This window comes from Acidiphilium sp. AL, from assembly GCF_025499445.1.
GTDB lineage: Bacteria > Pseudomonadota > Alphaproteobacteria > Acetobacterales > Acetobacteraceae > Acidiphilium > Acidiphilium iwatense.
In genome coordinates this window covers 1-23,370 of record NZ_JAIMBZ010000010.1, presented here as the reverse complement: position 1 = coordinate 23,370, position 23,370 = coordinate 1, and the positions used below count along the sequence as shown (strand labels likewise).

Sequence of the window (23,370 nt, the reverse complement as noted above, 5' to 3'; positions counted from 1 at the left end):
CGGGAAATCCAGGAGTTATTCCGATGCCAACCACGCCGGACCCCGCGCCTGATATTGCGTCCTTCTCGTTCGAGGAGGCGCTGGCCGAACTCGAACGCATCGTGCGCGGGCTGGAATCCGGCCAGCAAAGACTGGAGGACGCCATCGCCGCCTATGAGCGTGGCGCCGCGCTGAAGCGCCATTGCGACGCGCGGCTCGCCGAGGCGGAAAGCCGGGTGCAGGCGATCGTCGCGGGCGCCGGCGGCGCGCTCTCGCTGAAGGACGCGCCATGAATCTCGCGCCGGAGAACACAACGCTGCGCGCGGCGCTGGACGATGCTGCTTCGATCATCGAATCCGAGCTGGATGCGCTGCTGCCGCTGGCCGAAGGCGAGGAGCGCCGGCTGGTCGAGGCGATGCGCTATTCCGTGCTCGGCGGCGGCAAGCGGATGCGCGGCTTTCTGGTGATCGAAACCGCGCGGATGTTCTCGGTCAATATCACCTGCGCGGCCAGGGTCGCCGCCTCGGTCGAGATGCTGCACGCCTATTCCCTGGTCCATGACGATCTTCCGGCGATGGACAATGACGATCTCCGGCGCGGCAAACCCTCCTGCCACAAGGCGTTCGACGAAGCGACCGCGATCCTCGCCGGCGATGCGCTGCAGACCCGCGCCTTCGAGGTTCTCGCCGAGCCCGACACCCATTCCGACCCCGAGGCGCGCTGCGAACTGGTCGCCGCCCTCGGCGCCGCCTCCGGCGCGCGCGGCATGGCCGGCGGGCAGATGATCGACATGGTCTCGGAAGGCCAAACGCTGGAACCGCCGATGATCACAAGGCTGCAGGCGCTGAAAACCGGCCGGCTGATCCAGTACAGCGCCGAGGCGGGGGCGATTCTCGGCCGCGCGCCCGGTCCGCTGCGCCATCTCATCGCCGCCTATGGCCGCGATCTCGGCGCCGCGTTCCAGATCGCCGACGATATTCTCGATGCCGAAGGCTCCGAGGCGACATTGGGCAAAACCGCCGGCAAGGACGCCGCCCAGGGCAAGGCCACCATGGTCTCGGTGATGGGGGTCCAGCGCGCGCGCATGCACGCCGGGCACCTCGCCCAGCAGGCCGCGACCTATCTCGACAGTTTCGGCGAAAAGGCCGACCTGCTCCGGGCATTGGCCGCCTTCACCGTCGCCCGGCGCAGCTAGCCGATGCAGGGCGGGTGAGGGCGATGCGCCTGGTTGCCGTCACCCGCATCCTGAACGAAGACGATATCGTCGAAGCCTTCGTGCGCCACAACGCGGTCCATGTCGGGCACATGATCTTTCTCGACAACGGCAGCACCGACCGTACCCTCGCCATCCTGAAAGCGCTCAAGGACGAGGGGTTTCCCCTCACCGTGTTCCAGACCCTGTCGGCGCGGTTCGACGAAGCCTCGTTCAACACCTGGCTCTATCGCCTCGCCGACCAGATGCACCGGGCCGATTGGGTGATTTTTCTCGACGCCGACGAATTCATCGCGGCCGAGACCGAAACCAGCCTCGCCGAAGCGCTTGCCGGCCGCGATGACGACGATCAGGCGATCACCGTGCCGCTCATCCATTATTTTGACTATGCGGAAGACGACCGGACCGAGCCGGTCGTGCCGGTCAGGATGCGTTGGCGGATGCGCGCGCCCACCGGCACCTACAAAATCTTCGTGCGCGGCGGTCTGGGTACCCGTGTCGTCATCGATGCCGGCAATCACTGCGGATTTCTCGACGGCAGGATGTTACCGGCGCCGCTCGACCGGCGCATCGGCCTCGCCCATTATTCGCGCCGCTCCGGCTGGCAGAACCTCCATAAAATAGTCAATGGCTGGCTCAAGATCCTCGCCGCCGGCGAGGCGGCGATGGCGCAGGGTTGGGCGGCGCATTACCGCGCGCCATTCGAGCAATTGCGCGATACGCCCGGCACGCTCGTCGGCAATCCGCTCTATTTCTCGCCCGGCGCGGACCGTTCGATCGCCGAGGAAGCGCCTCTGGCCTATCGCGGCGGCGCGCTGCGCTATACCGAACCCGCCGATCCCGCGCTGAAAGCCCTTGAACTTCTGCTGCGCTACGCCGAGCAGCTCGCCCGCAGCCATGGCAGGCTGATCGACCAGTCGGTCGAAGCCCGCCGCCTCGCCGATGGCTGGAACGCCGAGCGCCGCTTCCTGTTCTGATCCGGTTTTTCCGGCTATGATGACCCGATGACGAACGGGCACCGGCATATCTTCCTGGGCGAGAGCAATGCGCGCAACGAGCGCCGCACCTGGTTCGTCGTGGCGCTGACCACGGCGATGATGCTGGTCGAAATCGTCGGCGGAACTCTGTTCCATTCGATCGCCCTGGTCGCCGACGGCATCCATATGAGCACCCATGCCGGCGTCATGCTGCTCGCGGCCCTCGCCTACCGCTATGCGCGCCGCCATGCCGAGGATTCGCGATTTGCGCTGGGCACCGGCAAATTCGGCGATCTCGCCGCCTTCGCCAGCGCCATCGTGCTCGCGATGTTCGCGCTCCTGATCGGCTACGCGGCGATCAGCCGGTTTTTCGCGCCGGAACATATCGACTATGCCGCCGCCATCCCGATCGCGGTTATCGGCCTCGCGGTGAACGCGGCGAGCGCGCTGCTGCTCGCTGGCGATCACGACCATGGCCATGATCATCATCACGGTCACGACCATGGGCACGACCATCATCACGACGACGCGCATCCGGTGCAGAGCCGGTTCGGCCTGTTCGCGCTTGAGGTGTTCGAAGACGGCGTACCGCCGCGCTTCCGCCTGACCGGCCCGGCCGAGGGCCTCGCCGCGACCATCGAAACCGTCAGGCCGGATGGCACGCGCCAGAGCTTCGCCATGGTCGCGCGCAGCGGTTTTCTGGAGTCGCGCGACGAGATCCCCGAACCGCACCAGTTCCAGGCGGTCGTGCGGCTGGATCGGGGCGGAACGTCGGAAACCCACGACATCGCGTTCGCGGAGCACGCGCATGACGATGCGCTGCATCGCGACAACAACATGCGCGCCGCCTATGTCCATGTGCTTGCCGATTCGGCGGTCTCCGGGCTGGTGATCGCCGGGTTGCTGATGGCGAAATTCCTTGGCTGGGTCTGGATGGACCCGATCATGGGGCTCGTCGGTGCCGGCGTCGTCGCCAACTGGTCCTATGGGCTGATCCGCGCCGCCGGCGCCATCCTGCTCGACATGACGCCGAGCCCGGATATTCCGGCGCGGATTCGCTCGGCATTGGAGCGGGACGGCAACCGGATCACCGATCTGCATGTCTGGCGCCTCGGGCCGGGCCATCTCGGGGCGATCATCGCGCTCCAGTCGCCCGCGCCCGCGCCGCCGGAGCGCTACAAGGCGCAGCTCGCCGCGATTCGCGAACTCTCGCACGTCACCGTCGAGGTCGAGGAAGTCGTATAGTCAGACCATAGCCGCGCCGCACATGCGCTCCAGCACGGCGAGCGGCGCGGTCTCCGGCCGCGCCAGCGCGCCCGGTTCGACATAAAAACTCTGTTCGAGCGCATTGCGCCCGGCGGTCGCCGCGTGCGCCACCTGATCGGTGAACACCGCCCAGGCGCAGCCGGGCGGAAAATCGACCTCCTGTACCGGCGCATCGCGCTGCCAGCCGAGATCGCGCTTGGCGGCGTCGTGCAGAAACAGCATCACCTCGTCGTAGCGGCTGCGCCGCGCCCTGGTTACGCCGAGCCGGTGCAGCAGCCAGGATTTTCCCGGCACCGCGCGCGGCAAGGACGGCAGGAACCGCGCCGCATAGGTTTTGAAATCCGGCCCGATCCGCCAATGGCGCGGCGTGCCGTCGAGGTCGATATTGGCGAAGACGCGCAGGATGCGCCGGCCTTGCATCGGGCGGCTCGGAAACGCATCGACATGCAGGCGCTTGTCGTCCTGCCGCCAGGAGGAGTGCCGGCCGGAAATCTCGACCGGGCGGAAGCTGGTCCGCGCCCGTTCGAGCCCGGCGGCATAATGCGGCAACAATCCTTCGACCAGGGACCGCGCCGATTTGCCGAACCGGTCGAGCATCGCGGTCAGCGTTGCCAGTTCGGTGCCGGAGATGGTGCTGCCCTTGCACTGGCCGGTCGCGGGATCGAGGCTGATATTCTTGGCCGAACCATCCGAGCCGGCGGAGCGGACCAGCGCCGTCTCCGTGTCGTCGAGCGGAAAGCCGAGCGACGGGAACAGCAGAACCGCCCCCGCCTCGAGCCGCTCGGCGGCACGCCGGCGGAAATTGTCGTCATAGGGACCGGCCCAGGAAACGATGTCCAAGGTTTCGATCATAGCAGGCGAATTCTAGACGATTTCCGGCAAAGATGAAATCACATTTTATCGAGATGAGCGGTGTCGCTGTGACAAAAAGTTAGTCATAATAACTGTCCTTTGTTTCACGTGAAACAAAGGAACCAGACCGGACCTATTTGCCCAAATCCGCCCGGATACATCGCTTGCACCGTCCGGTCGTTCTCTCCATGAATATCCGACATCCGTTCCCGTCCTGCCGGAGCCCGCCATGAGCGACGAAACCGACCTGGTTGCAACCGACATCGTCCGCCGCGCGCGTGCGGTGGTCGAATGCATTGCCGACCCCGAGCTGCCGATGCTCAGCGTCGTCGATCTCGGCATTTTGCGCGACATTCTCCCTTATCAGGGCGGCGTCGAGGTACTGATGCTGCCGACCTATCCGGGCTGCCCCGCGCTCGACATGATCGCGCTGGAAATCAGCAGGGCCCTGACGGCGGCGGGAATTTTCCCGGTCAAGGTGACGATGGTGACCAGCCCGGTCTGGAGCACCGAATTGATGTCGGCAGACGCGTTGCGCAAGCTGCGCGACGCCGGCATCGCCCCGCCGGAACGCAACAAGCCGGTGGTCTGCCCGAAATGCCTGGCCGACGCGGTCGAGGAAATCAGTCCGTTCGGCGCGACCGCCTGCCGCGCGGTGTGGCACTGCACCGAATGCGGCGAAAGCTTCGACCGTTTCAAGTGCCATTAGCTTCAAATGCCGCTATGCGTAGGAACTTCAGAGCCACCACACTAATAACCAATCTCATGAATCTCGACTCATGAGATTTGGTATGCGCGCGGGTTGGCGGGCGGCGCGCGCGAACATAAAGAGCGAATACCATGGGTCGCGATCAGCGAGACATGGTATAAGAACGATATGGCTTTAAGCGGAATCGCGCAGCGACCCGCAGAGCTGTGAAATTGCCCGCTCTAACGTGCCGTGCCGGGATTTCAGGATCGTTCTGAAATCCGGGACGGCACGAGACCGGTAATTCCAGAACCGGGATTCAGGGCGATCCGACGGGAGCCGATAGCGCGGATTCACCAGGAGCAAAGGCTGAATTGGCTTGGCATGGGGTTTGCTTATCTGTCTGCATCATCAGGCAGCAGGCGCGGAGCTTCGCGCCATAGGAGCAAACATGAACCCGTATGCGGCTCAGATCCGGTTCTTCTCGATCGCGCCGGATCGCATCGAGAATTCATCAATGAGGCTGGGATGGCAGCGGCCCCTGTCATTGCGCACAAAGGCGCCTTCGAGCCGGAACGAACGGCGCGGCATCGCGATGCCCGGCCTGACGGCGGTGCTTCCGTGTCTCTGCTCCTGCCTGTTGATTCTGTGGTTCGCGTTGTATTTCATTCCGGCGGCGCAGAGTTTCGCGCGGAACCTTGATGCCGGCAGTCATGGTCGTTGGATGAACGTCCAGTCAGGACACTGAAAAGCCGGTGCTTTCAATCATGGGCCGAAGACGATCGCGCCGCCTCGCGGAGCAGGAATTTCTGGATCTTGCCGGTCGAGGTTTTCGGCAGCTCGCCGAAAATCACCCGTTTCGGCGCCTTGAACCGCGCCATACTGGCCCGGCAATGCGCGATGATGTCTTCGGCGCTCGCCGCCATGCCCGGCTTCAGCAGCACGAAGGCGCAGGGAACCTCGCCCCAATGCGCGTCCGGGGCGGCGACCACGGCGGCTTCCAGCACCGCCGGATGGCGGTACAGCACAGTTTCCACCTCGATGGTCGAGATGTTCTCGCCGCCGGAAATGATGATGTCCTTGGCGCGATCCTTCAGCTCGATATAGCCATCACGATGCGTCACGCCGAGATCGCCGGTGGCGAACCAGCCGCCCGCGAAAGCGGCTTCGGTGGCGTTCGGGTCCTTGAGATAGCCCATCATGGTGATGTTGCCGCGCATGAACACCTCGCCCATGGTGGCGCCGTCGGCGGGGACCGGTGCGTGGGTCATCGACTCCGCGACCATCAGCCCTTCCTGCACCGGGTAGGTTACGCCCTGGCGCGCGCGCAGCGCGGCACGCTCGCTAGGCGGCAGATCGTTCCATTCATCCTTCCAGGCGCAGACCGTGACCGGCCCATAAACCTCGGTGAGGCCATACACATGGGTGACGCGGATGCCGAGCGCTTCCATCCCCTCGATCACCGCGGCGGGCGGCGGCGCGCCGGCGGTCATCATCGCGAGACCGCGGCCCGCGAAGACCGCGCGCACCGGCTCCGGCGCGTTGAGCATCATGTTCATGACGATCGGCGCGCCGCAGAGATGGGTGACGCCGAAGCACCCGATCGCGGCGGCGATCGATGCGGCGTCGATCCGGCGCAGGCAGACATGGGTGCCGGCCAGCGCGGTAACGGTCCAGGGAAAGCACCAGCCGTTGCAGTGGAACATCGGCAGGGTCCAGAGATAGACCGGATGCTGGCCCATGCTCCAGGTGACCGCGTTGCCCAGCGCGTTCAGATAAGCGCCGCGATGGTGATACACCACGCCCTTGGGTTTGCCGGTGGTGCCGGAGGTGTAGTTAAGGCTGATCGCCGACCATTCATCGTCCGGGAAGCGCCAGGCGAATGCCGGATCGCCCGAAGCGAGCAGGGCTTCGTAGTCCATGATGCCGAGACATTCGCCGCCCCCGCCTTGAGCATGGGGCCCTTCGGGATCGGCGATGTCGATGACGATCGGCGCGGCATCGCCGAGTTCGGCCAAAGCGGCTTTGACCACCGGGGCGAATTCGGTGTCGGTAAGCAGAAGCTTCGCCTCGCCGTGGCGCAGGACATAGGCGATGGTCGGGGCGTCGAGCCGAACGTTCAGGGCGTTGAGCACCGCGCCGGCCATGGCGACGCCGAAATGCGCCTCGACGGTTTCGGGAATGTTCGGCGCCATCAGCGCGACGGTGTCGTTCGCGCCGATGCCCTGGGCGACCAGCGCCGAGGCGAGAGCACGGCAGCGGCGATAGGTTTCCGCCCAGTTCTGGCGCCGCGCGCCATGGACGATGGCGGTGCGCTCGGGCCAGATCGCCGCACTGCGCGCGAGGAACGACAGCGGTGAGAGCGGCTGGTAATTCGCCGCGGTCTTGCCGAGTCCGGTGCGATAATCGGTCATGGACGGTTCCTGTCGTTCGTTGCGCGGAAGTTAACAGCATGTAGGCCGCCTCGCCAATCGCGGCGGGGTGATCGCCGTGCGCGGTGTTGTGAATGCAAGCCGCGCGTGGCGTTCTGGACTTTGCAGGCGGACGCGCCAAAATCGTCCGACGATCGGCGTTGCCGAGATCACGGGATCATAGGAGATGCGTCATGGCCAGGAAAAGACGTTGGTTGATCGCGGCGGCCGCGGTGGCGCTCCCCGCTGCGGCACTGGCGGCCCACCGGGGGACCGGCACGAATAATAGACCGGGGACCGGGGCTTTCTATCGGCCTGTTGCCGCCGCGCAGCGGGTGCAAGGTGCGGTTCGCCCGGTCGGAATGATGGTTCCGGCATTTCAGCCGGTGATAATGGAACTGCCGCCGCTGGTGCCGATGGCGCTGATCCGTCAAGTTGTTCTGATACAGGATCAGATGCAGGCGAGTATGGCCGCATTGCAGCAATTTGCGATGCAACCGATGATGACGGCTTCACCTCCGCCGGGCGGTGCCGGCTTTGCCCAGGTGACGATGGTATCGGTGAGTGGTCTGCGTGGTGCGTGCGGCGAGAGCATGACCGTCGTGCCGGGGCCAAACGGTCAGCCGGTAGCTTCGGTCCGGCGGTTCGGCAATGGCTGCGCGCCGGTTCCGGCGGCGATGCCCGCGCCGGTGGCGCCGATGTCTGCCCCCGCTCAAGCCGTACCGCATCTGCCACCTGGCGCGCTGCCGCCGCCATCCAAGCTGATCTACACGGATTACAAGCTTCCGCAGAAGACTTCCGTACCCGCGCAGCAGGGCTGAGCACGAGGCGGCGGGGCAGAAATGCGCCGCCGGCCTTGCCGCCATGGTCGCCGATGGCTAGTAGGGATCGCCAAGGTTTCGCAACTCCCCGAAGGTGAACCATGGCTTCCCCACAGACTGACGCCGGACCGCGCGGCATCGACCGGATCACCGAGGCATTCGCCTTCGACGACGTGCTTCTGGTGCCCGATTATTCGCAGGTCCTGCCCGGCGCGGTCGATACCGAAACGCGGCTGACCCGCACGATCCGGCTGAACATCCCGCTGATCTCGGCGGCGATGGACACGGTGACCGAAGCGCCGATGGCGATCGCCATGGCGCAGCAGGGCGGCATCGGCGTGATCCACAAGAATTTCACCCCCGAGGATCAGGCCGCCCAGGTGCGGCAGGTGAAGAAATTCGAGAGCGGCATGGTGGTCAACCCGCTGACCATCCATCCCGACCAGACCCTGGCCGATGCCCAGGCGCTGATGACGCAATACCGGATCTCCGGCGTTCCGGTGGTGGAACGCGAAACCAATCGCCTGGTCGGCATTCTGACCCATCGCGACGTGCGGTTCGCGACCGATCCGGCCGCGCGGGTTTACGAGCTGATGACGCGGGAGAATCTGGTGACCGCGCCCGCCGATGTCGCGCCGGAAGTGGCGCGGCACCTGCTGCACAAGCACCGGATCGAGAAGCTGCTGGTGGTCGACGACGCCTATCGCTGTGTGGGCTTGATCACCGTGAAGGACATGGATAAGGCCGAGGCGCATCCGCTCGCCAACAAGGACGAGCTGGGGCGGCTGCGCGTCGCCGCGGCGACCGGGGTGGGCGAGGATGGCGCGGTGCGCGCCGAGGCGCTGATCGGCGCCGGAGTAGACGTGATCGTGGTCGATACCGCGCACGGCCATTCCGAGGGCGTGCTGCGCGCGGTCTCGCGGATCAAGGCGCGGTCGAACGCGGTGCAGATCATCGCCGGCAATGTCGCGACGCCCGAAGGGGCGGCGGCGCTGATCGAGGCGGGAGCGGATGCGGTGAAAATCGGCATCGGGCCGGGCAGCATCTGCACCACGCGGGTGGTCGCCGGGGTGGGGATGCCGCAATTCACCGCCGTGCTGGAAACCGCCGCCGCATGCCGCGAGGCTGGCGTGCCGGCGATCGCCGATGGCGGGGTGCGCACCTCGGGCGACATGGTCAAGGCGCTCGCCGCCGGGGCGGATTGCGTGATGGTGGGCTCATTGCTCGCCGGCACCGACGAAGCGCCGGGCGAGGTGTTTCTGTATCAGGGGCGCTCGTATAAATCCTATCGCGGCATGGGCAGCCTAGGGGCGATGGCGCGCGGTTCGGCGGATCGGTATTTCCAGCAGGAGATCAAGGACACGCTGAAACTGGTGCCCGAGGGAATCGAGGGCCGCGTCGGCTACAAGGGGCCGATGGCGGCGGTGGTGCATCAACTGGTCGGCGGGCTGCGCGCCGGCATGGGCTATACCGGCTGCGCCAATATCGCCGAATTGCAGACCAAGGCGCGGTTTCGGCGCGTCACCGGGGCTGGGCTGCGGGAAAGCCATGTCCATGATGTCGCGATCACCCGCGAAGCGCCGAATTACCGGCAGGACTGAGACCCTATCATGACACCGGCCGGACGGCTTCAGGCGGCGATCGAGCTGCTCGGCGCGATCGAGGCGGATCGCCGGCCCGCGGACGCCGTCGCCAACGAATTCCTGCGCACCCGCCGCTTCATCGGCGGCGGCGACCGGCGCGACATCGGCGAGACGGTGTGGTCGGTGCTGCGCGCGCGGCGCCGGCTGGGCTGGTGGCTCGAACGGATCGGCGCCGAGCCGACACCGCGCCTGATGGTGCTGGCGCTGATGGTGCTGGGCGGGGTGACGGTGCATCGCGCGGCCTCCGAATTCGGCGCTTCGCGCTTCGCCCCGCCGGCGCTGGACGAGGCTGAGCGCCGGGCGCTGGAGAAGCTCGACACGCACACGCTCGATCATCCGAACATGCCGGACGGGGTGCGGCTCGAAATGCCGGATTTCGTCGTGCCGCTGCTGCGCGCGCGGTTCGGCGAGAAATTGGCGGCGGAATGCGCGGCGCTGATGGTACCGGCGCCGCTCGATCTGCGGGTCAATCTGCTCAAGGCGACGCGCGAGGCGGCGATCGGCGCGCTGGCGAAGGCAAAACTCAAGGCGGAGCCGACGAAACTGAGCCCATGGGGCCTGCGGCTGGCGGCGCGGCAGAGTGTCACGACCTCGGCGCCATTCCGCGATGGCTTCGTGGAAATCCAGGACGAGGGCAGCCAGCTGGTCGCCTTGCTCGCGGATGCGCAGCCGGGGATGCGCGTCGCCGATTACTGCGCGGGCGCGGGCGGGAAAACCCTGGCGCTGGCGATGACCATGCAAAACAAGGGGCACATCATCGCCTGCGATGTCTCGGCCCCGCGCCTCGACGGCGCGATCAAGCGGCTGCGCCGTGCCGGCGTGCATAATGCCGAGCGGCATCTGCTCGCGCCGGGCGATAAATGGGCCAAGCGGCAGGAGCGGAAATTCGATGTCGTCCTGGTCGATGCGCCCTGCACCGGAACCGGAACCTGGCGGCGCAATCCCGATGCGCGGCTGCGGCTGACCGAAACCGATCTCGCGGAACTGACGGCAAAGCAGGCGGCGATCCTCGACGAGGCGCAGCGTCTGGTCAAACCGGGCGGCGCGCTCATCTATGCGACATGCTCGATGCTCGCCCCGGAAAACGAGGATCAGGTCGCGGCGTTTCTGCGCCGCCATCCGGGGTTTCGCGTGACCAAGCTGGGCGACGCGTTTCCGGCCCATCTTCGGGGCGATTATCTGCGCCTGTCGCCCGCGCGCGACGGCACCGATGGTTTCTTCGCGTGCCGGCTGGAGCGCGCGGCATGACGGCGCCGCGATGATTACCATACGGCGCGCGCGGCCTTCGGATGCGCCGGGGATCGGCGATGTCCATGTCGCGAGCTGGCGCAGCACCTATGCCGGGGTGTTGCCGGAGCCGGTGCTGACCGGGCTCTCGGCGCCGCGCCAGGCCGGGTATTACGACCGGGTGATCCGCAGTGGTGGCGGGGTGCATGTCGCGGTCGCGTCGGGGGCGGATGCGGCGCCCGAGAGCGGCACCAGGGTCGTCGGGTTCGTGACCGCGCGGCGGCGGCGGGGCGCGCTCGCCGAGGGCGAGATCGAGACGCTCTACGTGCTCGACGATTTCCGCGAGCGCGGGCTGGGGCGGCAATTGCTGCGCGCGGCGGCGGCGCATCTCGCGGCGCATGGCTGCAATTCGGTGTTCCTGTGGGTGCTGGCCGATAATCCGGCGCGCTGGTTCTACGAGCGGATGGGCGGCAGGCACGTGGCGGACGGCACGGTCGGGGTGGGCGGGATACCGGTGGCGCAGGCGGCGTATCGCTGGGAGCCGATCGATCCGCTGGTCGGGTAGGGCTTTTCGCCCTGAATATCGGCCTGAAAACCGGATATTTATTCTCGCATGAACCGTTGCGCGGCAGCCTCCCAGTTTTCCCCGTCAAACGGGTGGATCTTCAGCCGCGACAGGTCGATGTCATCGACACAGCGCAGATTCACGACCCACATGGTCGGAGCGATTCTTGGGTGGCTGAAAGGGCTGACACCGCAGGCTTTGCAGAAGTAGTGCTTGGCGGTCATTGTGCCGAATTGGTAGAAGCCGAGATCGGCTTCGCCGGACAGCATGCGGAAGTGCGCATCGTCTGTGCCGTGCCAGATGGCGCCTTTCTTGCGGCAGATCGAGCAGTTGCACTCAATGGCCGCGTCAACGTTACCGTCGAAGTCGAAGGTAATGCGTCCACAGTGGCACGCGCCTTTATGTCTTTGCATGCGATAGGTCCTTATTGCGCTCTTCCGTCGATCAGCGCGCTCCGGCTCTTGGATGCGCGGATTGCCAGACCGCGAGCAACTGCGCGGTATCGACATCGGTATAGCGCTGGGTGGTGGACAGGCTGGCATGGCCGAGCAATTCCTGGATCGAGCGCAGATCGGCACCGCCGGCGAGCAGATGGGTCGCGAAGGAATGGCGCAGCGCGTGCGGCGTTGCGTGTTCCGGCAATCCGTTGGCCCGGCGGAAGTCGCGCAGCCGTTTCTGCACCACGCCGGCATTGAGCCGCGCACCGCGCGCGCCGATAAAAAGCGGGGAGTCGGGCGCGGCCGGATGATGGCGCAGCCAGTCGGTGAGGGCGGTGCGGATGATCGGCAGGAGCGGAATAACCCGTTGCTTGCCGCCCTTGCCGCACACGATCAGCGCAGCACCCTCGGGCGGCAGATCGGCGATATCGAGGGACAGGGCCTCGTTGATGCGCAGGCCGGCACCGTAGAGCAGCGCCATCAGGGCCGAATCGCGCGCGGCAATGGCGAGAGTCGCCGCGTCATCGCCGATCGCATCGACAACCGCGCGCGCATCCGGCGCGGTCAGCGCGCGGGGCAGCGGGCGACGGGCGCGCGGGGTGACGATCAGGCCGGGGGCTTCGTTGGCGATGCCATGACGGAGCCTGAGAAACCGGTAGAAGCTGCGTATCGCGGAGAGTTTTTTCGCCCGCGTCGCGTTGCCCGCATTGGCGGCGATGGCGGCGAGATAGGCGCGCAGATCGGCCAGGGCGAGGCCGGCGAGATCGGCGCCGGTGGGCTCATGCCCGAGATGGTTGGTCAGGAAACCGAGAAATTCGGCGAGATCGCCGCCATAGGTCTCGGTGGTTTTGGCGGCGGCGCGGCGTTCCCCCGCTAACCAGGACAGGAACGCCGCGCGCAACGCAACTCCGCTCAGCCGTGACGCAGGGCCACCGGCCCCGCCCATCTCAGTGCTTGGTCGCGAGGCCGATATCGGTGATGCCCGATTTGCGGATCGCATTCATCACCTGCATCAGCCGCTGGTATTTGATCGACTTGTCGCCGGCGATGATGACATCGACCTTCTTGTTGGCGTCCTTGAGGCCGGTCAGATAGGTCTGCAGCCCCGCACGGGTGATCGACTGGTTTTTCACGTGCAGCCCGCCGGTGGGGTCGATCATGATGACGATCTGGGTCGGTTTCAGCTCGTTCGCCGTCGAGGCGCCGGGCAGTTGCAGCTTCACCCCGGAATCCGGGATCATTTTCAGCACGATCATCACGAAGAACACCAGAAGGAACATCATGATGTCGATCATCGGCACGATTTCGAGCCGGGGTCGCTCGCGTTCGAGCATACTATGCCTGCGGCGCATGGATCAGACTCCCGCGTATTCGGAGGCGCGGCTTTCGGCCAGGGTCTCGTTGCTTGCCGGCGAACCGTCCGACAGGCCCTTGGTATGGAAGCGGTTGACCAGGACGACCTTGATGAGTTCGAGCTGCTGGATGATCCGGCGGCTGAGCGCATTGAAGTAGTTCACGAAATAGACCGCGATGATGGCGATCAGCAGGCCGGCGCCGGTGGAGACCAGCGCATCCGCGATGCCGCCGGTGACCTTGGACGGGCCGCCATGCTGCGACAGCACGTTGAACGCCTGGATCATGCCGATGATGGTGCCGAACAGGCCGAGCAGCGGCGCGATGGTGACCGAGGTGTCGAGAATCCAGAGGCCGCGATTGATCCGCGGCATGCTGTCCATGATTTCTTCCTCGAGATGATTATCCAGTTCGTCGGCGGTATCGGCGCGCGAGGCCAGCGCGGTGACGATCAGGTGGCCTTGCAGCGTCTTGCTGTTCGCTTCGGCGAGGTCGCGCAGCCCTTCGACATTGCGATAGCCGAGCTGGCGCAGTTTCGCATGGATGCGGGTGCCGGCGCTGATCGTCCGCTTGAGCAGCCAGAGGCGCTCGAAAGCGACGACCAGGGTGATCAGCAGAAGGATGGGCATGACGGCCAGAAGGCCGCCGGTGAGAAGAACAAGTCGAATGATTTCATTCATGGGTTATACTCCTTGGTCTGAGCGGTCTCGTGCTGAGCGGTTCGGGTTGCGTAGGCGGGCATTTCATCCGCTCCGCCGCGTCCGCCCTGAGCGGCGCGAGGGCGGAAATGCGGCGAGGCGGCGATCAGTTCTTTCGTATAGTCGTTGCGCGGATGCGCGAGCACGTCGCCCGCCGGTCCGAACTCGACCAGTCTTCCGCCGTTCAACACGGCGACCTTGTCGGCCATATAGCTGACTGCGGCAATGTCATGACTGATAAGCATATAGCTTAAACCATCTTGACAAGCCAAATCTTTCAAAAGGTTCAATAAAAGTGCTTGGGTTGAAACATCGAGACTCGATGTGGGCTCATCGAGAACGATTATGCCAGGATTCGTGGCAAGAGCCCGCGCGATCGCGATGCGCTGCGCCTGGCCGCCCGAGAGCGAGCCCGGAAACATCGGCAGCATCCGCTCCGAAAGCCCGACCCGGTCGAGCAGTGCGGCGGCCTGGGTCCAGCGCTTGCGCTGGCCCGAGATTCCCGAGAGTTTCAGCGGTTCGGCGACGATATCGCCGATGCGCATCCGCGGGTTGAGGGATTCGCGCGGGTCCTGGAACACGACCTGGATGCGCCGCCTGGCGAGACGGCGCCGGCGGTGTTTCATCGCGCCGAAGCTTTCGTCCTCGAACACGACGCCGCCGTGATAGGGAATCATCTGCAGGACGGCGCGGCCCAGGGTCGATTTGCCGGAGCCGCTCTGGCCGACAATGCCGAGGCATTCGCCGTGCTTCAGGGTGAACGAGATATCTTCGAGCGCGCGCAGCCGGTCCTTGCGGCCGACGATGCCGCGCAGGAAGCTGGTCGCGGTTCGTTCGTAATCGACGGCGAGGCGATCGACTTTCAGCGCGGTGCCGTCCACCGTCCGCGCACGCGGCGGCGGCGACTCGGTCACCGCGTCGAGCGTGTCGGCCTGGGTGATCTCGCGGCCGCGCCGGCAGGCGAAGACCGTGCCGCCGGTGGTGTCGGGCGCCGGATAGGCGGTCTCGCACGCGGCTTCGCGGAAGGCGCAGCGCGGCGCGAAGCGGCAGCCCGGCGGGCGGGTTTCGGGATCGGGCAGATTGCCCTGGATGCTGGTCAGGCGGGTCTGGCCGAGCCGGGGGATCGCGCCGAGCAGCGCCTGGCTATAGGGGTGGCGCGGCTGGTCGAAGAAGTCGCGGGCGCGGCCCCATTCCACCGAGCGCCCGGCATAGAGCACGTGAACCTGATCGGCGTGTTCCTCGACGATCGAGAGATCGTGGGTGATGAACAGCACGCCCATGCGGTGTTCGCGGCGTAAGCGGGTGAGCAGCGCCAGAATCTGGCGCGCGACGAGAAGATCGAGCCCGGTGGTGGGTTCGTCGGCGATCAGCAGCTTGGGCGAGCAGGCCAGCGCCATCGCGATCATCACCCGCTGGCGCATCCCGCCGGAGAACTGATGGGGATAGTCGTCGAGCCGGTCGGCGGGGTTCGGGATGCCGACCTCACCCAGCAGATCGAGCGCGCGGGCGCGGGCGGCGCGGTCGCTCTCGCCGGTATGCAGGCGATAGACCTCGGCGATCTGATTGCCGACCCGCGTGGTGGGGTTGAGCGCGGAAAGCGGGTTCTGGAACACCATGCCGATATCGCGGCCGCGCACCCGGCGCATTTCGGCATCGTTCAGGCGCGTAAGGTCGGTATCGCCGAGCTGGACGCGGCCGGCGATTTTGGCGCCGCGCGGTAGCAGGCGGATGATGCCGAGCGAGGCGACCGTCTTGCCCGAACCGGATTCACCGACCAGCGCGGTCATTTCCCCGGCGGCGACGGTGAGATTGACATCGTCGAGGATCGGCACCGGCTTGCCGCGTCCGCGCTTGAGCGCGACCGACAGATTGTCGAGGGTGAGAACCGCGCTCATCGTGCCGCACCGAACCGCGCGAGCAGCCCCTGGCCGAGCAGGTTGGCGGCCATGATCGCCAGAAAGATCATCGCGCCGGACGGCAGGATCATCCACCACGGGTTGAGCGCGATCAGGTTCAGCCCGGTCTGCAGCAGGCCGCCCCAACTCGTGTGCGGCGGCTGCACGCCCAGGCCGAGAAAGCTCAGCGCCGAGAGAGCGAGCACCGAATCGCCGATCAGGAAGGTGGCGTTGACCACCAGGATCGGCGCCATCACCCGCAGGATATGAACGCGCGCGACATACCAGGTGCCGCCGCCGAACTGGCGGGTGGCGAGCACGAAATCCCGCCCGCGCTGAGCGATCGCCTCGTTGCGCACGAGCCGGGCGAGGCCGGGCCAGGACGTGACCCCGAGCAGGACGACCAGCGAAAAATCATTGAGCGGCACCAGGGCGGCGAAGAAGATCAGCACGACGAGGGTGGGCAGAGCGAGAATCGCATCGAGCAGGCGCATCAGCACCTTGTCGAACCAGGACGGGCCGAGTGCGGCGGCGAGACCGTAGACGATGCCGAGCATGAAGGTGAGAATCGCCGCCGGAATGCTGACGATCAGCGTCGCGTAGCCGCCGGAGATCAGCCGTGCGAGTTCGTTGCGGCCGATCTGGTCGGTGCCGAACGGGAAGGCGGCCGAGGGTGGCTGCAGGGCGTGATGGCCATGCACCGCATAAGGGCTCGCGTGATAGAGCAGCCCGCCGACCAGGCTGAAGCCGAGCACGAAAACCGACAGGGCGATGCCGGCGATCAGCGTGCCGCGGTCGCCGATCCAGATCGAGGCGCGTTCGATCGCCGAGCGGCGCAGCATTCCGCCGGGGGCGGCGAGCGATTGCGACAGGGAATTACTCATGATGCGCGTCCATCCTCATTCGAATCTCTCCCTGGGGTCGAGCAGCCCGTTCACCAGATCGGCGAGCAGATTGCCCAGCACGGTCATCACGCCGATCAGCAGCACGATCGCGGAAATCACCGGATAATCCTGCGACAAGGCCGAGCGCCACAGCAGGTAGCCGAGCCCCGGATAGTTGAACACGGATTCGACCAGCACCGAGCCCGCGAAAATATAGGGAAAGGACAGGCCGAGAATCGTGACCAAAGGCCGCAGCGCGTTGCGCAGCACGTGGCGGAACAGCACGGCGCGGAAGGTCAACCCCTTGGCCAGCGCGGTGCGCACATAGTCCTTGCCCAGCTCCTCATGTACCGAGGAGCCGAAATAGCGCGACAATCCGGCGACGCCGAGCAGCCCGACGGTGAGCACCGGCAGCACGAGATGCCGCGCATAGACCAGGAGGCCGGGGTTTTCGATGCGCAGATCGGTGATGCCGCCGGTCGGCAATATCCCGAGCGTCACGCTGAAATACAGGATGAAAATGGTGCCGACGAAAAATGTCGGCAGCGCGTAGAGCGAGAGTTGGAATGCGCCGATCAGCTTCGCCGGCCAGCGCCCGTAGGTGACGCCCTGGACCAGCCCGATGCCGATCGACAGCACGACCGAAAGCACGATCGCGCCGATATAGAGCGCCAGGGTGTTCGCCATGTAGTCGCCGACCAGCTGGGTGACCGGCCGGTTCAGCAGATAGGAATAGCCGAGCCGGCCCTGGAGCAGGTGCCACCACCAGATCGCGTATTGCTTCCAGAGCGGCGCCGCGAGGCCGAGGCGCACATTGAGTTCGTGGACGGCGGCGGGCGTGGCTTTCTGGCCGAGAATCGAATAGGCCGGGCCGCCGGGGGTCGCATGGGTCATCGCGAAGACGATGGACACCAGGATGACCAGCGAGAGGATGGCGGTGGCGAGCCGCGTGGTGATCATGCGCAGCATGTTTTTGCTCCTGCTCCGTGCCTCGTTCCGTGGTGGCGACGCCGGGTCATGGCTTGGTGTTCGCCGCGAGCTGGGCGCCGCAATGCGGCGTCGTCCAGTGCAGATATTGCGGCGACCAGGAGCCGGTTGGCGAGAATGTCTTGCGGATGCCGCGCAGCCCGTCGCGCGCGAGCAGCACGACGCCGGTATTGTTCTGGAAAATCACCGGCTGCTGCTCGGACGCGTAATCCTCGTATTTGTAGAGCGCCTGATTGCCGGGGGTGGTGGTCACCGCGGCGAGCAGGCGATCCATTTTCGGATCGTCATAGCCCATCTGGTTGTAATTGCCGTTGCTGCGGAACTGCGGGCCGTCCGACGGGTAGCTGCCGAGCGACCAGCCATAGCTCATCGCCTGCCATTCGAGCGGCTTGTAGGTCATCGCGATCAACTGGTTGAACGTCACCTGCCGGATATCCATCTGGATGCCGACCGCCCGCAAATTCTGCTGCCATAGCTCGGTCCACAGAGTTGCCGTCGCGCCGCCCGAGGGGATGACGTTGGTGAATTCGAGCTTCCTGCCGTTCTTTTCGCGAATCCCGTCCGGCCCGACTTTCCATCCGGCCGCGTCGAGCAGTTGGCGCGCCTTGGCCGGATCGTAGCCGACCGGATATTTGCCGGCGCGCGCCGAGGGCGACAGGAAGGTCGGCGGATCGACCGGCACCGGTCCGTATTGCGGCTTGACCGTGTTATGGTAGAGGACCCGGATCGCCTGTTCCTGGTTGATCGCATCCGCGATCGCCTGGCGGACGCGGAGGTCGCGGAAGAACGAAACGCTCGGGTTTTTGTAGTTCAGCTGGATCATCTGGAAGCCGAAATTCGGTGTCACCTCCATCATCCGCACGTTCTTCAGCCGGTGGCCGGCTTGCCAGAGCGAGAAGGGCAGGTTGCTGACATCGAGCGTGCCGGTGCGCATGCCGAGGATTTCCGCGCCCGAGGAGTGCAGGAACTTCATGATGAAGCGGCGGATCCGCGATTTATGGCCCTGATAGGTGGGGTTCGGCCCGAAAGTGATGTGCCGGCCCATCTTGAAGCTGACGATCCGGTAAGGCCCGTCGATCACCTTGAAGAAACTAGGGTCGGATTGCCGGCGCCACATCTGGTTGACGGTATATTTGCCCCAGGAATGGGCGGGATAGGGGATGAACTGGCTGAGGCCGGTGATCTCGAACCAGTTCGGGTTGACCGGATGTTTCAGCACGATCTGGAACTGTTCGGGGCCGAGCACCCTGAAGTGCTTGATCAGCATCGGGATGCCGCCTGACCCATAGGGGATGTAGGCCGTGCCGAGCTTTTTGATCAGATCGTAGGTGAATTGCACGTCTTTGGTGGTCACCGGCCTTCCGTCGGACCAGGTCCAGGGCTTCATGGATACCGTGAAGGTCGTGTCGTCCTTCGAAACGCCGATCTTCGTCGCGAGGCTGCGCGAGAAATCGATCTTGTGGTCGCGGTTGACCCAGAGCAGCCCGTAATAGAGCAGGCCGGCGGCTTCCTGGTTGTATGCCGAGCTGAGCACGAACGTATTGAGCGAGGTGACCGAGGCGGGCGGGGTGCCGAGGCCGACGCCGGGCGGCACGATCACGGTGCCGCAGGCAAGCGGCGCGGCGGCGAAACCAGGGCGCGCGGTCGCCAGCGCGGCCAGGGCGGCGAGCCCGGCGGCGGCGGACAGGCGGCGCAGGATGCGATTCCGGGGAAGCGCATGGGCCGTATCGGCGGAATTGGGGTGGCCGGTCATGGGCTGGCGTTCTCCGCGACCCGCGCCGTGCATTGCGGCAGGGCCCAGTGCAGATATTGCGGCGACCAGGAGCCGGTGGACGGGAACGACTTGCGGATGCCCTTCAGCCCGTTGCGGACCATCACGACCGATCCCGGCTCGTTGAAAAAGATTTCCGGCTGCTGTTCCGCCGCGTAGTCCTGATACGCATAGAGCGCCTTGTCGCCCGGCTCGGTGCGCACCGCCTCGATCAGCCGGTCGAGCTTCTTGTTGCTGTAGCCGGCCTGGTTGTAGGCTCCGCCGGTTTCGAGCTGATTGCCGTCGGACGGATAGGAGGCGAGCGACCAGCCGAAGCCCATCGCCTCCCAGGTCAGCGGACGGTGCGACAGCGCGAGCAACTGGTTGAACGTCACCTGGCGGATATTCATCTGGATGCCGACCGCGCGCAGACCCTGCTGCATCATTTCGGCATAGAGCATCGCCGTCGCGCCGCCCGCATAGGTGAGATAGGTGAATTCGAGCCGCCTGCCGTCCTTCACGCGGATGCCGTCCGCCCCCGGTTTCCATCCGGCCGCGTCGAGCAGCCCGCGTGCCCTGGCCGGATCGTAGCCGACCGGATATTTGCCCGCCCGCGCCGAGGGCGACAGGAAGGTTGGCGGATCGACCGGCACCGGCCCGTGCTGCGCGTGGGACATGCCATGAAACAGCAGCTTGATAGCGGCTTTCTGGTCGATCGCGTCGGCGAACGCCTGCCGCACCTTCAGGTCGCGGAAAAAAGCGACTTTCGGGTTGCGGAAATTGATCTGGATGAAGTCGAACCCCCAGTTGGGGGTCATGCGGAGCAGGTTGATGTTCTGCAGGCGCCGTCCCGCCTGCCAGAGCGAGAAGGGCAGGTTGCCGATATCGAGCGTGCCGGTTTTCATCCCCGCGATGACCGCGCCGGACGAATGCAGGAACTTCATGACGAGGCGCGGGATTTCCGGCTTGTGGCCCTGGTAGGTCGGGTTGACGCCGAAAACGACGTGCCGCCCCATGCGGAAGCTGACCACGCGATAGGGGCCGTCCACCACCTTGACGAAGCTCGGCTGCGACTGGCGCCGCCATATCTGATTGATCGTGTATTTCCCCCAGGAATGCGCGGGGAAGGGGGTGAGGATCGGCAGGCCCTGGAGTTCGAACCAGTCCGGGTTGACCGGATGCTTCATCACGACCTGGAATTTTTCGGGACTCAGCACCGCGAGCGATTTGATCAGCGTCGGCACGCCGCCGGTGCCGTAATTCAGGAAGGTCGGTCCAAGTTTCCTGATGAGGTCGTAAGTGTACTTCACGTCCGCGGCGGTGACCGGCACGCCGTCCGACCATGTCCACGGCTTCATGGATACGGTGAAGGTCGTGTCGTCCGTCGAAACGTCGATCTTCGTCGCAAGGCTGCGCGACCAGTCGATCTTGTGGTCGCGGTTGACCCAGAGCAGCCCGTAATAGAGCAGGCCGGATGCCTCGGTGTCATAGGCCGATTTCGCGAGCAGCGGGTTGAGCGAGGTGACCGAGCCCGGCGGGGTGCCGAGGCCGACGCCGGGCGGCACGATGACGGTGCCGCAAATGGGCGGTGCCCCGGCAAAAACAGCGGGGGCGGTGACGATCGTGGCGAGGGTGAGCACGGCGGCGGACAGGCGGCGCGGACGGCGATTCCGGGGGCTTGTATGGGCTGTATAGGCAATCTGGTGGTCGTCGGTCATGGTCTGGTCTCGCCGGTTCTCGGAATGCGCGTCAGGTAGCAAGGATATCATGCAATGTAGCGCGAAAAGAGACGAGGCTTCTCTCATGAATGTGTATCTTAGAACGAATTGAGCAAGAAAAAATCATCAAATCGTGCAATCTGGAAGGGTTTTGCGCATCGGGGCGGCGCTGGCGCGCCACCCCTTTGCAACCGGACATTGTCCGATCAGAATTTCGCCGAGACGTTGAAGAAGATCGAGCGCGGGATGCCGACGAAGGAGGAAGCGTAGGTCGGGGTCGGCACGAAGCTGCCATTTAGCGGGATTTCCGCTGGCGCCAGGAAGAAGTGCTGATAGTAGTGCAGCCCGAGCAGATTGTGGATGTTCAGCGAGAATTTGAGCGACTGGATATGGTCGTAGCCGTGCAGCCGCAATTTGTAGCTCAGGAACAGATTCATCAGGATGTGGCCGGGCAGCTTGAAGTTCTGAACCGGCGGCAGACCGCCGAGCGCCTGGGCGAGATTGCCCGGCGCGGTCGGATAATAGGGCGAGGTCGCCTGAGACAGCGCCGAATTCGGAACGCCCGAAACGATGACCGGAGAATTCGGCAGCACCGGCAGATCGAAGGTGATGTATTGCTGGCCGGTATACTGGCCGGAGAGTCGGGCACTGAACGGTCCGCGATCGTATTCGACGCCGAAATTGCCCAGCCAGTTCGGAATACCGGCCAGTGGCTCGCCCTTGAACACGTAGCCGAATTGACCCTCGAACGGCGTATCCTGCGCGAAGAAATTGTTGAGATAATTCGCCTTGGTATAGGAGGCGTTGCCGAACAGTTCGATATCGTGGGTCAGCCGGTATTTGCCGGAGAATTCGTAGCCGCGATACTGGGACGATCCTGTGTTCGAATAGAACGACAGCAGGGTCTGGTAGTTGGTGTAGAACGAGAACTGGTCGTTGATCTTCTGGTAGTAGATGTCGGCGTTCAGATAGAGGCGCGAGGTGTCGTAGCGCATGCCGGCTTCGTAGAGATGCACGATTTCCGGCGTCGGCGCATGGGTCGTGCTCCCTGCCGTTCCGAGCGTATAATCGGTCGCCGGGGCGAAGCGGGCGGATTTGCCGTAGCTGGCGTAGGCGACCAGGTGATAGGGCAGGTCGTAGCTGATGCCGAAATAGGGTTCGGCCACCGCGCCCCAGTTCTGCAGTTTCGCCGGCAGACCCTGCAGGCTGAACTGGGTGATGTTGCTGGTATAGATCCCGGTGAAAGTGACGCCGGGCAGCAGGTGCAGCCTATTGTTCAGCAGGCTGATCTTGTCCTGCGCATAGGCCGAGTAGAGCGTGCGCTGGGTACCGCCGCCGAAGCCGAAGGAGTTGTAGCCGATCTCATTCGACATGTTCGGCGTGGCGTACATGAAGCTTTGGCCGCTGCTCGATTCCTTGGCGATCAAAGCGCCGATGGTGATGTCGTTATGCGGCAGGAAGATATTGGCCTTCGGGGTGAAGCCGATGGTGGTGCTGTGATTATTGATCTGCTCGGCGGATTCGCCGTAGGAATAGCAGGTCGCGTTGGTCGGGCTGCATCCCGCCGGCGCGAACATGAACGGATCGTAGGTGAAAAACCCCGGCTTGTAGGCGCCGGGGTTGGTCGCTACGCCATTGGCTACCGCCGTCGGCCCGAGAGCGCCGTAGCCGAGATAGGGAACCTGGAAATTCACCTGATACGGGAAATTCGGGTCCGGCGAATAGGTTCCTGGCGCGTAAGGGTTCATGAAGCTGGTGAAATCCGACGACGAGCGGATCATGAACAATTTGCCGCTGACGATCAGGTGCGGATTGATATAGGTCTCGTCGCTCAGGATCGCGGTGAGGTATTTGTTGTTTTCCTTGCTGAAGCTCAGGGAATGCGGGAAATTGTAGCTGTAGCTGTTGGCCTGCTGCAACGGGACCGGAATCGAGAATGCCGAGATATAGCCATCGGCCCGGTTGAACAGAATCGTTCCCGAAAGGTGGGATAACCCTTCGTCATA

General features: G+C 65.0%; 22 protein-coding genes. 9 read left to right on the top strand and 13 right to left on the bottom strand.

The window, feature by feature from the left end; all coding sequences use genetic code 11:
- The first annotated feature begins 23 nt into the window (after positions 1–23).
- Genes AiwAL_RS08500 through dmeF form a run of 4 tightly spaced genes read left to right on the top strand, consistent with a single transcriptional unit; the run spans position 24 to position 3,414 of the window.
- Positions 24–272 (top strand): exodeoxyribonuclease VII small subunit, encoded by a 249-nt coding sequence (locus tag AiwAL_RS08500; RefSeq protein WP_235702423.1) that lies wholly within the window; start codon positions 24–26, stop codon positions 270–272.
- Positions 269–1,174: a polyprenyl synthetase family protein gene (locus tag AiwAL_RS08495; protein WP_235702424.1), complete on the top strand. Its 906-nt coding sequence runs from the start codon at positions 269–271 to the stop codon at positions 1,172–1,174. The genes AiwAL_RS08500 and AiwAL_RS08495 overlap by 4 nt, the downstream gene beginning before the upstream one ends.
- Positions 1,175–1,197: 23 nt before the next feature.
- Positions 1,198–2,169, top strand: a complete 972-nt coding sequence (locus AiwAL_RS08490; protein WP_235702425.1) for a glycosyltransferase family 2 protein — start codon at positions 1,198–1,200, stop codon at positions 2,167–2,169.
- 27 nt (positions 2,170–2,196) lie between these two features.
- Entirely contained in the window at positions 2,197–3,414 is a 1,218-nt protein-coding gene (gene dmeF, locus AiwAL_RS08485; protein ID WP_235702426.1) for a CDF family Co(II)/Ni(II) efflux transporter DmeF, read from the top strand.
- On the opposite strand, the gene AiwAL_RS08480 is transcribed toward dmeF, so the two are convergent.
- Positions 3,415–4,287: a Kdo hydroxylase family protein gene (locus AiwAL_RS08480; protein WP_262312511.1), complete on the bottom strand. Its 873-nt coding sequence runs from the start codon at positions 4,285–4,287 to the stop codon at positions 3,415–3,417.
- Between the two features lie 229 nt (positions 4,288–4,516).
- Between AiwAL_RS08480 and paaD the strand changes: the two genes are divergently transcribed.
- Positions 4,517–4,996, top strand: a complete 480-nt coding sequence (gene paaD / locus AiwAL_RS08475) for a 1,2-phenylacetyl-CoA epoxidase subunit PaaD (protein ID WP_235702428.1) — start codon at positions 4,517–4,519, stop codon at positions 4,994–4,996.
- Between the two features lie 447 nt (positions 4,997–5,443).
- Here paaD and AiwAL_RS08470 read toward each other — a convergent pair whose 3' ends face one another.
- Both AiwAL_RS08470 and AiwAL_RS08465 read right to left on the bottom strand, forming a co-directional pair.
- Positions 5,444–5,644 carry a hypothetical protein gene (locus tag AiwAL_RS08470; protein ID WP_235702429.1) on the bottom strand — a complete coding sequence of 67 codons (201 nt, stop codon included), beginning with the start codon at positions 5,642–5,644 and terminating at the stop codon, positions 5,444–5,446.
- Between the two features lie 92 nt (positions 5,645–5,736).
- Positions 5,737–7,389: an acyl-CoA synthetase gene (locus AiwAL_RS08465; protein WP_262312510.1), complete on the bottom strand. Its 1,653-nt coding sequence runs from the start codon at positions 7,387–7,389 to the stop codon at positions 5,737–5,739.
- A gap of 191 nt (positions 7,390–7,580) precedes the next feature.
- On the opposite strand from AiwAL_RS08465, the gene AiwAL_RS08460 reads away from it, so the two are divergent.
- The 4 genes from AiwAL_RS08460 to AiwAL_RS08445 all read left to right on the top strand — a co-directional run bounded on the left by AiwAL_RS08460 (position 7,581) and on the right by AiwAL_RS08445 (position 11,642).
- On the top strand, positions 7,581–8,207 hold the full coding sequence (locus AiwAL_RS08460; RefSeq protein WP_262312509.1) for a hypothetical protein: 627 nt from the start codon (positions 7,581–7,583) through the stop codon (positions 8,205–8,207).
- A 101-nt stretch (positions 8,208–8,308) separates the two neighbouring features.
- Positions 8,309–9,808, top strand: a complete 1,500-nt coding sequence (gene guaB, locus AiwAL_RS08455) for an IMP dehydrogenase (protein WP_235702432.1) — start codon at positions 8,309–8,311, stop codon at positions 9,806–9,808.
- Positions 9,809–9,817: 9 nt separating this feature from the next.
- Positions 9,818–11,098, top strand: a complete 1,281-nt coding sequence (locus tag AiwAL_RS08450) for an RsmB/NOP family class I SAM-dependent RNA methyltransferase (protein ID WP_262312508.1) — start codon at positions 9,818–9,820, stop codon at positions 11,096–11,098.
- Positions 11,061–11,642 (top strand): GNAT family N-acetyltransferase, encoded by a 582-nt coding sequence (locus AiwAL_RS08445; protein WP_262312507.1) that lies wholly within the window; start codon positions 11,061–11,063, stop codon positions 11,640–11,642. Before AiwAL_RS08450 ends, AiwAL_RS08445 begins: the two co-directional genes overlap by 38 nt.
- 38 nt (positions 11,643–11,680) lie before the next feature.
- On the opposite strand, the gene AiwAL_RS08440 is transcribed toward AiwAL_RS08445, so the two are convergent.
- The 10 genes from AiwAL_RS08440 to AiwAL_RS08395 all read right to left on the bottom strand — a co-directional run.
- The gene (locus AiwAL_RS08440) at positions 11,681–12,055 is read right to left on the bottom strand and encodes a GFA family protein (protein WP_262312506.1); all 375 of its coding nucleotides are present in this window, start codon (positions 12,053–12,055) and stop codon (positions 11,681–11,683) included.
- Positions 12,056–12,086: 31 nt separating this feature from the next.
- Positions 12,087–13,052 (bottom strand): tyrosine recombinase XerC, encoded by a 966-nt coding sequence (locus AiwAL_RS08435; RefSeq protein WP_408851443.1) that lies wholly within the window; start codon positions 13,050–13,052, stop codon positions 12,087–12,089.
- Positions 13,027–13,431, bottom strand: coding sequence for a biopolymer transporter ExbD (locus AiwAL_RS08430; protein WP_235702437.1), 405 nt, complete (start codon positions 13,429–13,431; stop codon positions 13,027–13,029). The genes AiwAL_RS08435 and AiwAL_RS08430 overlap by 26 nt, the downstream gene beginning before the upstream one ends.
- A 3-nt stretch (positions 13,432–13,434) precedes the next feature.
- Positions 13,435–14,112 (bottom strand): MotA/TolQ/ExbB proton channel family protein, encoded by a 678-nt coding sequence (locus AiwAL_RS08425; RefSeq protein WP_235702438.1) that lies wholly within the window; start codon positions 14,110–14,112, stop codon positions 13,435–13,437.
- Positions 14,109–16,025 (bottom strand): ABC transporter ATP-binding protein, encoded by a 1,917-nt coding sequence (locus AiwAL_RS08420; protein ID WP_262312505.1) that lies wholly within the window; start codon positions 16,023–16,025, stop codon positions 14,109–14,111. Before AiwAL_RS08420 ends, AiwAL_RS08425 begins: the two co-directional genes overlap by 4 nt.
- The gene (locus AiwAL_RS08415; protein WP_235702440.1) at positions 16,022–16,909 is read right to left on the bottom strand and encodes an ABC transporter permease; all 888 of its coding nucleotides are present in this window, start codon (positions 16,907–16,909) and stop codon (positions 16,022–16,024) included. The genes AiwAL_RS08420 and AiwAL_RS08415 overlap by 4 nt, the downstream gene beginning before the upstream one ends.
- A gap of 15 nt (positions 16,910–16,924) precedes the next feature.
- On the bottom strand, positions 16,925–17,878 hold the full coding sequence (locus AiwAL_RS08410; protein ID WP_235702441.1) for an ABC transporter permease: 954 nt from the start codon (positions 17,876–17,878) through the stop codon (positions 16,925–16,927).
- A gap of 46 nt (positions 17,879–17,924) precedes the next feature.
- Positions 17,925–19,649 carry a peptide ABC transporter substrate-binding protein gene (locus AiwAL_RS08405; RefSeq protein ID WP_262312504.1) on the bottom strand — a complete coding sequence of 575 codons (1,725 nt, stop codon included), beginning with the start codon at positions 19,647–19,649 and terminating at the stop codon, positions 17,925–17,927.
- Entirely contained in the window at positions 19,646–21,364 is a 1,719-nt protein-coding gene (locus tag AiwAL_RS08400) for a peptide ABC transporter substrate-binding protein (RefSeq protein WP_262312503.1), read from the bottom strand. Before AiwAL_RS08400 ends, AiwAL_RS08405 begins: the two co-directional genes overlap by 4 nt.
- 206 nt (positions 21,365–21,570) lie before the next feature.
- On the bottom strand, positions 21,571–23,370 hold a 1,800-nt coding region (locus tag AiwAL_RS08395), incomplete at its 5' end, for a TonB-dependent receptor domain-containing protein (RefSeq protein ID WP_262312502.1).